The 11,711-nt window shown below is 68.6% G+C and carries 12 protein-coding genes and 1 tRNA gene; 6 read left to right on the plus strand and 7 right to left on the minus strand.

Translation table 11 applies throughout. The features are described from left to right. Positions 1 to 809, plus strand: an 809-nt coding sequence (locus Q0716_RS03130; protein ID WP_299019543.1) for an acyl-CoA dehydrogenase, incomplete at its 5' end; no start/stop codon positions are given. A 244-nt stretch (positions 810 to 1,053) separates the two neighbouring features. After that, positions 1,054 to 1,290, plus strand: coding sequence for a hypothetical protein (locus Q0716_RS03135; RefSeq protein ID WP_299019545.1), 237 nt, complete (start codon positions 1,054 to 1,056; stop codon positions 1,288 to 1,290). 104 nt (positions 1,291 to 1,394) lie between these two features. Here the strand turns inward: Q0716_RS03135 and groL are convergent, their stop codons facing one another. From groL to Q0716_RS03155, 4 genes are all read right to left on the minus strand, one after another. Further along, positions 1,395 to 3,029, minus strand: coding sequence for a chaperonin GroEL (groL, locus tag Q0716_RS03140; RefSeq protein ID WP_299019547.1), 1,635 nt, complete (start codon positions 3,027 to 3,029; stop codon positions 1,395 to 1,397). Positions 3,030 to 3,086: 57 nt separating this feature from the next. Next, positions 3,087 to 3,377, minus strand: a complete 291-nt coding sequence (locus tag Q0716_RS03145; RefSeq protein ID WP_299019549.1) for a co-chaperone GroES — start codon at positions 3,375 to 3,377, stop codon at positions 3,087 to 3,089. Between the two features lie 179 nt (positions 3,378 to 3,556). Beyond that, positions 3,557 to 3,633, minus strand: a tRNA-Met gene (locus Q0716_RS03150). Positions 3,634 to 3,679: 46 nt separating this feature from the next. Continuing rightward, positions 3,680 to 4,471 (minus strand): enoyl-CoA hydratase, encoded by a 792-nt coding sequence (locus Q0716_RS03155; RefSeq protein WP_299019551.1) that lies wholly within the window; start codon positions 4,469 to 4,471, stop codon positions 3,680 to 3,682. 117 nt (positions 4,472 to 4,588) lie between these two features. On the opposite strand from Q0716_RS03155, the gene Q0716_RS03160 reads away from it, so the two are divergent. Continuing rightward, positions 4,589 to 5,407, plus strand: a complete 819-nt coding sequence (locus Q0716_RS03160) for an enoyl-CoA hydratase-related protein (protein WP_299019553.1) — start codon at positions 4,589 to 4,591, stop codon at positions 5,405 to 5,407. Here the strand turns inward: Q0716_RS03160 and Q0716_RS03165 are convergent. Genes Q0716_RS03165 through Q0716_RS03175 form a run of 3 tightly spaced genes read right to left on the minus strand, consistent with a single transcriptional unit; the run spans position 5,361 to position 9,224 of the window. Next, positions 5,361 to 7,268, minus strand: coding sequence for a peptidase M61 (locus Q0716_RS03165; RefSeq protein ID WP_299019555.1), 1,908 nt, complete (start codon positions 7,266 to 7,268; stop codon positions 5,361 to 5,363). The genes Q0716_RS03160 and Q0716_RS03165 overlap by 47 nt on opposite strands. Then, positions 7,265 to 8,023, minus strand: coding sequence for a DsbC family protein (locus Q0716_RS03170; RefSeq protein ID WP_299019556.1), 759 nt, complete (start codon positions 8,021 to 8,023; stop codon positions 7,265 to 7,267). The genes Q0716_RS03165 and Q0716_RS03170 overlap by 4 nt, the downstream gene beginning before the upstream one ends. Positions 8,024 to 8,063: 40 nt before the next feature. After that, positions 8,064 to 9,224 carry an FAD-dependent monooxygenase gene (locus Q0716_RS03175; protein ID WP_299019558.1) on the minus strand — a complete coding sequence of 387 codons (1,161 nt, stop codon included), beginning with the start codon at positions 9,222 to 9,224 and terminating at the stop codon, positions 8,064 to 8,066. Between the two features lie 94 nt (positions 9,225 to 9,318). On the opposite strand from Q0716_RS03175, the gene Q0716_RS03180 reads away from it, so the two are divergent. The 3 genes from Q0716_RS03180 to Q0716_RS03190 form a co-directional block, all read left to right on the plus strand. Then, positions 9,319 to 10,221 (plus strand): MOSC N-terminal beta barrel domain-containing protein, encoded by a 903-nt coding sequence (locus tag Q0716_RS03180; protein WP_299019559.1) that lies wholly within the window; start codon positions 9,319 to 9,321, stop codon positions 10,219 to 10,221. A gap of 77 nt (positions 10,222 to 10,298) precedes the next feature. Beyond that, a complete protein-coding gene (gene ychF, locus Q0716_RS03185; protein ID WP_299019560.1) occupies positions 10,299 to 11,393 on the plus strand; it encodes a redox-regulated ATPase YchF in 1,095 nt (364 codons plus the stop codon). 8 nt (positions 11,394 to 11,401) lie between these two features. Further along, the coding region (locus Q0716_RS03190; protein ID WP_299019562.1) for a dihydropteroate synthase at positions 11,402 to 11,711 on the plus strand (310 nt) is incomplete at its 3' end.

The raw sequence follows: 11,711 nt of genomic DNA on the forward strand, positions 1-11,711 counted from the left end.
CCCAGGGCGCGGTGGTGGCGCTGGCGCACCACGAGCCCGATGGGCCCGTCGAGCCGACCGCCATCGCCACCACGGCGCAGCGCGATGCCGGCGGCTGGGTGCTCGATGGCCACAAAGCCGTGGTGCCCTATGGCGGGCAGGCCAGCGGTTGGCTGGTCTCGGCGCGACTCGGTGGTGGGGCGCGGGACGCCGAGGGGCTGGCGCTGTTTTGGGTACCCCGCAGCGCGCCCGGCGTGACGGTGCGAGCCTATCGGCGGGTCGATGGTGGAGCCGCCGCCGATCTGGTGCTGTCGGCCGTGCCGCTGCCCATCGATGCGCTGGTGGTGGGGCCCGCGCACGCCGCGCCCGTGCTGGCCCACGGGCTGGCGTGTGGCACCCTGGCTTTGTGCGCCGAGGGGTTGGGTGCGATGGAGGTGGCCTTTGCCATGACGCGCGAGTACTTGCAAACGCGCCGTCAATTCGGGCGTCCCATCGGCAGCTTTCAAGCCCTGCATCACCGGGCGGTGGATCTATGGATGGCGGTGCAGCAAGCGCGCTCGGCCGTCATCAACGCGGCAGCCGCGCTCGATGATGGCGATACGCATGAACGCGACCGACGCATCGCTGCCGCCAAGGTCACCATCGGGCGCAGCGGGATTCAGTTGGCCGAGGAGAGCATCCAACTCCATGGCGGCATGGGCATGACCTGGGAGCTGCCGCTGGCGCACTACGCCAAACGCTTGGTCATGATCGACCACGAATACGGCGACGAGGATCACCACTTGGCGCGCTTCATGGCCCTCAGCCGCGAGCGTGAGGCGCGGGGGTGAGCGCACCGGTCCGAAGCGCCGGAAACCCGGCTGTCGTGGGACGATCCACCTGCCATGCGTATCGCCGCGACCCCGAAGTCAACCCGTTCGCGAGGGCGCTGGCGTTGGCCTGTGCCCTTGGGGGGGCGGCGTCGCTGGCATGCATGGTATCGGGCGGAGCAACTGCCCGCGATCGTGGAACTGCTGCAACGATGGCAAGGACTGGCCACTGGCATGCCCGGCTGGATGCCGCGCAACGCCGCTGGTGCGCGTGCTGTGGGCGCGCACCTGGCGCTCGCCCGATCCCGAACTCGCCGCCTACCAGGATGCACTGTGGCGTGCAGGGTGCCGCTGGTTGGCCGATTGGCACGAGCGGCAGGCCACACCCGAGCAACGCGCCCGCGCCGTGTCCCGGTTGCAGGCGTATGAGCGCGAGGTCCGGGCCCTGTTGAACGACCGCGGTATCGATGACCGCGCGCTCGGTGTCGCCAGCCGGCCATGAAAAAAACCCGCTGAGGCGGAAACGTCCCCAGCGGGTTTTTTGCCGACTCGCCGGGGGCATCGCCCCCGCGAGTGGTCAGGATGTGATGTGCCGTGGTCGGCTGCTCACATGTCCATACCCATGCCGCCCATGCCGCCGCCAGCCGGCGCCGGGGTTTCGGCCTTGGGCGTTTCGGCAACCATGCACTCGGTGGTCAGCATCAGGCCAGCCACCGACGCCGCGTTTTGCAGCGCGGTGCGGGTCACCTTGGTCGGGTCCAGAATACCCATCTCGATCATGTCGCCATAGGTGTCGTTGGCGGCGTTGAAGCCGAAGTTGCCCTTGCCTTCGAGCACTTTGTTGATCACGACCGAGGGCTCGCCACCGGCGTTGGCCACGATCTCGCGCAGGGGCGCTTCGACGGCCTTCATCACCAGTTTGATACCCGCGTCTTGATCGGGGTTGGCGCCCTTGAGTTCACCCACGGCCTGACGGGCGCGCAGCAGCGCCACGCCACCGCCGGGCACGATGCCCTCTTCGACTGCGGCACGGGTGGCGTGCAGCGCGTCTTCGACACGGGCCTTCTTCTCCTTCATTTCGACCTCGGTGGCCGCCCCCACCTTGATCACCGCCACACCGCCGGCCAGCTTGGCCACGCGCTCTTGCAGCTTCTCGCGGTCGTAATCGCTGGTGGCTTCTTCGATCTGCACGCGGATCTGCTTGACGCGCGCCTCGATGTCCTCGGCCTTGCCCGCGCCGTCGATGATGGTGGTGTTTTCCTTGGCCACTTCGACGCGCTTGGCCTGACCCAGGTCAGCCAGCGTGACTTTCTCGAGCGTGAGGCCAACTTCTTCGGCGATGACCTTGCCGCCGGTCAGGATGGCGATGTCCTCCAGCATGGCCTTGCGGCGATCGCCGAAGCCCGGGGCCTTGACCGCGCACACCTTCAGGATGCCGCGGATGGTGTTGACCACCAGCGTGGCCAGCGCCTCGCCTTCGACGTCCTCGGCAATGATCAGCAGCGGACGGCCGGCCTTGGCCACTTGCTCCAGCGCGGGCAGCAGGTCGCGAATGTTGCTGATCTTCTTGTCGTGCAGCAGGACGTACGGGTTCTCCAGCACGCAGACCTGCTTGTCCGGGTTGTTGATGAAGTAGGGCGACAGATAGCCGCGGTCGAACTGCATGCCTTCGACGACATCCAGCTCGTTTTGCAGGCTCTTGCCGTCTTCGACGGTGATCACGCCTTCCTTGCCGACCTTGTCCATCGCATCGGCGATGATCTGGCCGATCGACTCGTCGCTGTTGGCCGAGATGGCGCCGACCTGGGCGATTTCCTTGCTGGTGGTGGTGGGCTTGCTGATCTTCTTGAGCTCGGCCACCAGCGCCTCGACGGCCTTGTCGATGCCGCGCTTGAGGTCCATCGGGTTCATGCCAGCGGCGACGTACTTCATGCCCTCACGCACGATGGCCTGGGCCAGCACGGTCGCGGTGGTGGTGCCGTCACCAGCGTTGTCGCTGGTCTTGGACGCCACTTCCTTGACCATCTGGGCGCCCATGTTCTGCAGCTTGTCCTTGAGCTCGATTTCCTTGGCGACCGACACACCGTCCTTGGTCACGGTGGGGGCGCCGAACGAGCGCTCGAGCACCACGTTGCGGCCCTTGGGGCCCAGGGTCACTTTGACGGCGTTGGCCAGGATGTTCACACCCTCGACCATGCGATGGCGCGCATCAGCGCCGAAAACCACGTCTTTGGCTGCCATAGTTCAGATTCCTTTGCAAATGAGTGAGTGATGGACGTCAGACCACGGGGGTCGGGATCACTTCTCGATGACGGCAAACAGGTCGTCTTCCTTCATGTCCAGCAGCTCTTCGCCGTCGACCTTGACGGTTTGGCCGCTGTACTTGCCGAACAGCACGCGGTCACCGACCTTGACGCTCAGGGGCTTGGTCTCGCCCTTGTCGTTGGTCTTGCCGGGACCGACGGCCAGCACTTCGCCTTGATCGGGCTTCTCGGCCGCGTTGTCCGGGATCACGATGCCCGAGGCGGTCTTGGTCTCGTTTTCTAGACGCTTGACGATCACGCGATCGGCGAGAGGACGAAGTTTCATGCGATCTCCTGTCGAAAGGACGATGAGAGGAAGTAGAAGAGGAAGAGCGAGCGGCGGATGCCGTGTGTTAGCACTCACCGCTGACGAGTGCTAATGATAGGGCCTTGGCGACGTGTTTTCAAGGGGGGCTGCGCGGGGCAACAAAAAAGCCCGCACTCGGGCGGGCTTGGGAGCATTCTTGGTGGCGCTTCAGGGATTCGAACCCCGGACCTGCGGATTATGATTCCGTCGCTCTAACCGGCTGAGCTAAAGCGCCAACGAGGGCCGCATTATAGCGAAAAACCAACCGGCTGCCGTGGCCGTCAGCGGTGGCGGAACTGCGGCGTGCGCTTCTCCAGGAAGGCGGCCATGCCTTCTTTTTGGTCTTCGGTGGCGAACATGGCGTGGAACATGCGGCGCTCGAACGCCAAGCCGTCGGCCAGCGACCCCTCGAAGGCGCGGTTGATGGCTTCCTTGGCCGCCAGCACGGCCAGCCGGGGCATGGCCGCGATCGACAGCGCCATCGCCATCGCCTCGTCCATCAGCTTGTCCAGCGGCACGACGCGGCTCACCAGCCCGGCACGCTCGGCTTCAGCGGCATCCATCATGCGGCCCGTCAGCGCCAGCTCCATGGCCTTGGACTTGCCGATCGCGCGCGGCAGCCGCTGCGTGCCGCCGGCGCCCGGGATGACGCCGATCTTGACCTCGGGCTGGCCAAAGCGCGCGTTGTCGGCAGCGATGATGATGTCGCACATCATGGCGACCTCACAGCCGCCACCCAGGGCGAAGCCGGCGACGGCTGCGATGACCGGCTTGCGCACGTGGCGCAGCGCCTCCCAGTTGCGGGTGATGTACTCGCTGCCGTAGACGTCCGAGAAGGTGTAGCGCGCCATGGCGGCAATGTCGGCGCCGGCGGCGAAGGCCTTTTCGCTGCCGGTCAGCACGATGCAGCCGATGGCGTCGTCGGCGTCGAACGCCTTGAGCGCCTGGCCCAACTCGGTCATGAGCTGGTCGTTGAGCGCGTTGAGCTGCTTGGGCCGGTTGAGCGTGATGACGCCGACCGGGCCTTCGGTGTGGATCAGCAGGGTTTCGTAGGTGGGGGTGGTCTCGCTCATGTGGGAGTCCTCGGGACGGGGTGGCACAATGGAAAACGAAATCGAGATGGGGTGTGACGCAGCGACTGTAGCGCAAGCTGCCCGCCGTGCTTGCCCCCTAACCAGAGGAGACGATGGATGACCACGACGCTTGCCGAGACGCCCCCGGCCGACGAGATCCGCTTCGAGCGCCGCGGCGCGGTCGCGCTGCTCACGCTGAATCGCCCGCAGGCACTCAACAGCTTCACCCGTTCCATGCACCGCGCGTTTCAGCAGGCGCTGGCCGAGGTCGAGGCCGACCGGACGATGCGCGCGCTGGTGCTCACCGGCGCGGGGCGTGGCTTTTGCGCCGGGCTGGACTTATCGGAGCTGGACTTCACGCCTGGCCCCGAACAGATGGAGCGCGCCAACCCGGGGCCGGTGATCGACGAATGTTTCAATCCCAGCGCGCGCGCGCTGATGAACCTGCGCGTGCCGACGGTGGCCGCGGTCAACGGCGTGGCCGCAGGGGCGGGGGTGTCGCTGGCGCTGACCTGCGACCTCACGATTGCCGCGCCGCACGCCAGCTTCGTACAGGCGTTCAGCAAGATCGGGCTGATTCCGGATGCGGGGGGCAGTTGGCTGACCGTGGAGCGCCTGGGCTTGGCGCGTGCCATGGGTCTGGCCTTGCTGGGGGACAAGTTGTCCGCCCAGCAAGCCAAAGACTGGGGTTTGATTTGGGACGTGGCCGACGACCCGCTGGCGGCGGCGCTGGCGCTGGCCGAGCGGCTGGCGGCCATGCCCACGCGCGCGCTGGTGGCCACGCGCCATTTGCTGCGCGGCGCGCTGCAGCGCTCGTTCGAGCAGCAGCTCGAGGTCGAGCGCGACCTTCAGTCGGCGCTCGGTCGCACGCACGATTACGTGGAGGGTGTCACCGCTTTCTTGCAGAAGCGCGCGCCGCAGTTCCGCGGCGAGTAGGCCGCGCAGCGGCAGGCGGTCGCGTGCCCGGCCCCATGAGGGGGTGGCGGCTATCGGCGCCGGGCAGCAGCTGCACCGCCACGGCCGGTGGTGGCCAACTCAGCGTGCAGCGCAGCACGCGGCCATCGCGCACCACCCAGGCCGTCAGCGGCTCACCGGCGGTCAATCCGCGGGCGTGCAGCGCGACGTCGTCGAGCCGGCGCACGCGCCAGACCTCCCGGGCGCGCTCGACGGCCAGCCACTCGTCGCCGGCGGCCATGCCCGCCGCTTCGGCGGCACTGCCACGCAGCACGTTGCGCAGCCGCACGCCCTGGCTCTCGTCCACACGCACGCCCAGTTGCTGGGCGAGTGGGGCGGGTTCTTCCTGCCAGCGTATGCCGCCACGCTCCAGCAGTGGCCGCAGCGGCAGCTCGTCGGTGCCGTGGACCCAGGCGTCCAGTTCGGCGTCCAGGCGGCGTGCGGCCAGTTGGCGCAGCACGGTGCGCAGGTCAGCTTCGCGCATGGGGCCGCCGTCACAACGCTGCCACAGCGCGCGCATCACGTCGTCCAACGTGGCGCGGCCCTCGGCGCGCAGCGTCAGGTCCAGACACAGCGCCACCAGGGCCCCCTTGGTGTAGTAGCTGACGGTGGCGTTGGGTGTGTTTTCCTGCACGCGGTAGTATTTGATCCAGGCGTCCCAACTGGCCTGCGCCACGCTTTGCACGTGGCGGCCGGGGGTTTGCAGCACTTGGTTGATCGTCTTGGCCAGCAGCTGCAGGTGGGTCGGGGCGTCGATGAGGCCCGCGCGCAGCAGCAACAGGTCGTCGTAGTAGCTCGTGAAGCCTTCGAAAAACCACAGCAGCTCGGTGTGGTTTTCGCGGTCGTAGTCGTAGCGGGTGAACTCGCGCGGGCGCAGCCGCTTGACGTTCCAGGTGTGAAAGTATTCGTGGCTGATCAGTCCCAGTAGCGTGGTGTAGCCGTCGCTGGCGCGCAGCGCGGTCGAGGCAGGCTGATCGGGCAGCGGCTGCAGAGGCAGGTCGGTGCGTGCACACACCAACGCGGTGCTGTGGCGGTGTTCCAGGCCGCCGTAGCCGTCGTGCGTGGCCTGCAGCAGGAAAACGTAACGGTCGATGGGCGGAGTGCCGCGCGGGCCATGCCACAAAGTCATGGCGGCCTCGCAGATATGGGCGGTGTCGCGCAGCAGCCGCTCGCCGTCGAACCCGGCGGGTGCGCCGCTGACCACGAATCGGTGCGGTACGCCGCGCACCTTGAAGTCGCCGCACCAGAAGTCGCCCATCGCCACCGGGCTGTCGGCCAGTTGGTCGTAGCCGGCGGCCCAGTAGGGGCCGAACCCATCGCCCTCGGCCCAGCGCCAGCGGGCGGAGGCCGCGTGCCGGGTGCGGCCGCTGGGCAGCGGCCGCAGCGCCGTGGCCACGCGCCAGCCGCGTGTCCAGCGGTTGGGCCGCAGCGTCAGCGTGTGCGGCTCGTCTTCGCGGCCATGCACGCGCAGGCACAGGCTGGTGGGGTTGAAGAAGCCGCGCTGCGCGTCCAGGTACGCGGTCCGCACCGACGGGTCGAAGGCATAGACCTCGGCCGTCAGCTCCAGCGTCGCTGCGCCGTTGTCCAACTCGGCCTGCCAGGTGTTTTTGTCCAGCGCGCGCAGGGCAACGGGCCGACCGTCCGCGGTGGCGCGCAGGGACAGCAGGTGCTGGGCGAATTCGCGCACCAAATAGCTGCCCGGGATCCACACCGGCAGGCTCACACGCTGGCGCGGCGCGGGGTGGTCGACTGCCAACGTCACACGCCACAGGTGGGCGTGGGCGTCGGCCACTTCCACCGTGTAGCGGAGGGCGGCCGCCGTGCGCGCGGCGTCGCGGCTCATTTGCCGGCAGCGCTGGCTTGCGCCAGCAAGGGTTCCAGGCGGTCCAGCCCCACCGCGCCGGGCACGCGCGTGCCGTTGGCCAGGATGGTGGTGGGCGTGCCGGTGATGCGGTATTTTTGCCCAAAGGCGAGATTGCGTTCCAGGGCCGTCGTGTCACACTTGGCGTCCGCCTTGGGCTCGGGGGGCACCACGCTGCGCTGCATCCAGTCGTCCCAAGCCTTGGCGCGGTCTTTGGCGCACCAGATGGCACGCGACTTTTGCTCGGAATCCTTGCCCAGCACCGGGTACAGAAAGGTGTGGATGGTGACGTTGTCGAGCTTGGCCAGGTCGCGCTCGAAGCGCTTGCAGAAGCCGCAGTTGGGGTCGGCAAAGACGGCCAGTTTGCGCTGGCCGTTGCCGCGCACGACCGTGAACGCGTCCTTGAGCGGCAGGTCGTCGAAGGCGATGGCGGTGAGCTTGTCCAGCCGCTCCTCGGTCAGGTTGACGCGGGCGCGGGTGTCGATGAGCACGCCCTGGATCAGGTAGTTGCCCTCGGCGTCGGTGTAGAGCAGGTCGGTGCCGTTGAGCCGGACCTCGAACAGACCGCGCATCGGGGTGGGGCGCACTTCGTCGATGCGGGGCAGGTTGGGCAGACGCTCGCTCAGGTTTTTGCGGATGACGGCCTCGTTGGCGTGCGCGGCCGGGGCCAGCAGCGCGATGCCCAGCAGCCCGGCAGCCAAAACGGGGGGCGACGCAAGAGACGAAAGACGGATCATGTGGACGTTCTCGGAGGAGGGCGCGAATACTGGGCGCCGTTCAGGGGTGGGGGGCGACGGGTTGCCCCGCTGCCTGTTGGATGAACCAGCGTTTGATCGGTTCCAGCCGGTCCACCGCGCGCAGGCCCCAGCGGCGCAGCGTGGCCAGCCGCTCGTCGGGGTGGCCGAACAGGCCGTACAGCGTGTCGGTGGCCAGCTGCATGGCCGCCACGGGCGCGGCGCGTGCACGCTCGTAGCGCCGCAGCAGCCGCCAGTCACCCAGGGAGCGCCAGTACTCGCGCTCGCGCAGCACGCGCGCCAGCTCGGCCACGTCGCCCAGCCCGACGTTGAGGCCCTGCCCGGCCAATGGGTGCATGGCGTGGGCGGCGTCGCCTGCCAGCGCCAGGCCCGGGCGTACCCAGGGGCGGGCGATGGACAGCTCCAGCGCCCAGCCCGCGGGCTGGCCTTGGAGCTGCATCGCACCCAGCGCGCCGCCGCAGGCGTCTTGCACCGCCTGCGCCAGCGCCTCGGCGGGCCAGGCCAGCCGCTCGGCCGCACGCGCATGCGGCACCGACCACACCAGGGCGACGGTGTGCCCCTGCGTCCCGTCCAGCGGCAGCAGCGCCAGGATCTCATCGTCGCGAAACCACTGCCGCGCCACGGCCCCGTGCGGGCGCTCGCAGCGCAGCCGGGCGGCGATCGCGGTGTGCGGATACGGGCGCGTGTCGTAGGCGAAGCCTTCGGCCGCGCGGGTGGCGCTGCGTCGGCCCTCGCAGATCACGGTCAACGCCGCGCGCGGCCGCTGGCTGCCGTCGCCGACGAGCCGCTCGATGCCCGGCTGATACGCCAGCGCCTGCGCCAGCGTCTCCTCCAGCACCGGCACGTCCACGATCCAGGCCAGTGGTGCGCCGCCGTCGGTGTCGAAGCGCACGGCCGCCGCTGCATCGGTAACGGGCACGAGCGGCGGCGCATCGGCGTCGGCCACCCACATGTGGTGCACTGGCGTGGCGGCGCGCTCGTCGGTCGGCCACGCGCGCACCGACTCGAGCAAAGCGCGCGAGGCGGCGTTGAGCGCGTAGGCTCGGATGTCGGGGGTGGCGCCGCCCGCCGGGGGCGCGCGCTCGACCAGCGCCACCCGCAGCCGCTCACGGGCCAGCAGCAGTGCCAGCGTGCGGCCGACGATGCCGCCCCCCAGGATCGCGACGTCATAGGTTTTGGTCATGGGGTCATTGTAGGCGCGCACTGCCGCTGCGTGCCGTCCGCGCCGACCTTGGGCACAATGGGGTTTGACCCTATTTCGCGAGCCCCGCCGTCCCATGAATGCCGCCACCACCACCCTGCCGCTGACGCTGGAGCAAATCTGGATCTATCCGGTCAAGTCGTGCGCCGGGATTCGCCTGCGCACGGTCGAGCTGCTCGACACCGGCTTGGAGTGGGACCGCACCTGGATGGTGGTGGACGCGGACGGCGAGTTCGTCTCGCAACGCGAGCTGCCGCGCATGGCGCTGGTGCAGCCGCGGCTGCGCCTGGGGCGGCTGGAGCTGCGCGCGCCCGGCATGCTGTCCCTGCACGTGGCGCTGGATGCGGCCGAAGCGCCGTGCCGCGTGCGCGTCTGGGACGACACGGTGGACGCGTTCGACATGGGCGATGCTGCGGCACAGTGGTTCACGGATTTCCTGGGCGACGATCTGCCGCCCGGGATGGGGCCGCTGCGGCTGGTGCGCTTCGACCCCGACGAGCGGCGCCTGTCGTCCTACCGCTGGACGGGGGGCATCGAGGCGCCCAACACCTTCAGCGACGGCTACCCGCTGCTGGTGGTGTCGCAGGCGTCGCTGGACGATTTGAACGAGCGTCTGGCCGCGCGCGGCGAGCCGCCCGTGGGCATCGAGCGCCTGCGCGCCAATCTGGTGATCGGTGGCGTGTATCCGCATGACGAGGATCGCATGGAGCGCATCGATTTCTCGGCCGACGGCGTCCCGGTCGGCGCGCCGCTGGCGACGCTGCAACTCGTCAAGCCGTGTGCGCGCTGCAGCATCCCCGACGTCGATCCGGCCACCGGCGTGCCGGACGGGCGTCTGAGCCCGGTGCTGCGCACCTACCGGCAGGACCGGCGGCTAATGGGCGCGGTCACCTTCGGCATGAACGCCATCGTGCGCCGGGGCGTCGGGCAGATGCTGCACGAAGGCATGCGTGCCAATGGCCACTGGGGGGCCTGGTGAAGCGGCGTCGCCGGTAGAATGCCACCCTTCGTCGGCGCCCAAGCGCCGTCCTGCCCGTCACCCTTTCGCTTTTTGCCATGAGCCTCCAATGCGGCATCGTGGGCCTGCCCAACGTTGGCAAGTCCACCCTGTTCAACGCCCTGACCAAAGCGGGCATCGCGGCCGAGAACTATCCGTTTTGCACCATCGAGCCCAACGTGGGCGTGGTCGAGGTGCCCGACCCGCGCCTGCAGCAGCTCGCCGCCATCGTCAAGCCCCAGCGTGTGGTGCCCGCGATCGTCGAATTCGTGGACATCGCGGGCTTGGTGGCCGGTGCCAGCCAGGGCGAGGGGCTGGGCAACCAGTTCCTGTCGCACATCCGGGAGACGGACGCCATCATCAACGTGGTACGCTGCTTCGATGACCCCAACATCGTGCACGTGGCCGGCCGGGTGGACCCGATCGCCGATATCGAGGTCATCCAAACCGAGCTGTGCCTGGCCGACCTGGGCACGGTGGACAAAGCCCTGCAGCGCTACCAAAAGGCCGCCAAGAGTGGCAACGACAAGGAGGCGGCCAAGATGGTGGCCGTGCTGGGCCGTGCGCGCGCCGTATTGGACGAAGGCCGCCCTGTGCGCGTGATGGACTTGACCGACGAAGAGCGGGCGCTGCTCAAGCCGCTGTGCCTGATCACGGCCAAACCCGCGATGTTCGTCGGCAATGTGGCCGAGGACGGCTTCGAGAACAACCCTTTCCTGGACCAGCTGCGCGACTATGCCCAGCGCCAGGGCGCGCCGGTGGTGGCCATCTGCGCCAAGATCGAGGCCGAGCTGGCCGACATGGACGACGCCGACCGCGCCGAGTTTTTGCGCGAGCTGGGGCTGCAGGAGCCGGGCCTGAACCGCCTCATCCGCGCGGCCTACCAGTTGTTAGGGCTGCAGACCTACTTCACCGCGGGCGAAAAAGAAGTGCGCGCCTGGACGATACCGATCGGCGCCACCGCCCCGCAGGCGGCGGGCGTGATCCACTCCGACTTCGAGCGCGGCTTCATCCGCGCGCAGACGATCGCCTTCGAGGATTTCATCCGCTTTCGGGGCGAGCAAGGCGCCAAGGAGGCGGGCAAGATGCGCGCCGAGGGCAAGGACTACGTCGTCCAAGACGGGGACGTGATCCACTTCCTGTTCAACGTCTGAGTCGCGCGATGGAGTCTGCCGCCGAGCGCCGCATTCCGCCCATGCTGTTGTCGGGCTTGGAGCCGCTCGTCATCGGCGAGGGCAGCCTGTTCGTCAACATCGGCGAGCGTACCAACGTCACGGGCTCCAAGGCGTTTGCCCGCATGATTCTGGAGGGGCGCTTCGAGGACGCGCTGGCCGTGGCGCGCCAGCAGGTGGAAAACGGCGCGCAGATCATCGACGTCAACATGGACGAGGCGTTGCTCGACTCCGTGGCGGAGATGAGCAAGTTCCTGCGCCACGCGGCCGCCGAGCCCGACATCGCGCGCGTGCCCATCA

Origin of the sequence: uncultured Tepidimonas sp., from assembly GCF_938045175.1 — a bacterium.
In the GTDB taxonomy this organism is placed as follows: domain Bacteria; phylum Pseudomonadota; class Gammaproteobacteria; order Burkholderiales; family Burkholderiaceae_C; genus Tepidimonas.

Excerpts from the sequence above, each read along its gene's own strand:
- groL (WP_299019547.1), bottom strand. The coding sequence starts at position 3,029 with ATGGCAGCCAAAGACGTGGTTTTCGGCGCTGATGCGCGCCATCGCATG.
- Q0716_RS03145 (WP_299019549.1), bottom strand. The coding sequence starts at position 3,377 with ATGAAACTTCGTCCTCTCGCCGATCGCGTGATCGTCAAGCGTCTAGAA.
- Q0716_RS03155 (WP_299019551.1), bottom strand. The coding sequence starts at position 4,471 with ATGAGCGAGACCACCCCCACCTACGAAACCCTGCTGATCCACACCGAA.
- Q0716_RS03160 (WP_299019553.1), top strand. The coding sequence starts at position 4,589 with ATGACCACGACGCTTGCCGAGACGCCCCCGGCCGACGAGATCCGCTTC.
- Q0716_RS03165 (WP_299019555.1), bottom strand. The coding sequence starts at position 7,268 with ATGAGCCGCGACGCCGCGCGCACGGCGGCCGCCCTCCGCTACACGGTG.
- Q0716_RS03170 (WP_299019556.1), bottom strand. The coding sequence starts at position 8,023 with ATGATCCGTCTTTCGTCTCTTGCGTCGCCCCCCGTTTTGGCTGCCGGG.
- Q0716_RS03175 (WP_299019558.1), bottom strand. The coding sequence starts at position 9,224 with ATGACCAAAACCTATGACGTCGCGATCCTGGGGGGCGGCATCGTCGGC.
- Q0716_RS03180 (WP_299019559.1), top strand. The coding sequence starts at position 9,319 with ATGAATGCCGCCACCACCACCCTGCCGCTGACGCTGGAGCAAATCTGG.
- ychF (WP_299019560.1), top strand. The coding sequence starts at position 10,299 with ATGAGCCTCCAATGCGGCATCGTGGGCCTGCCCAACGTTGGCAAGTCC.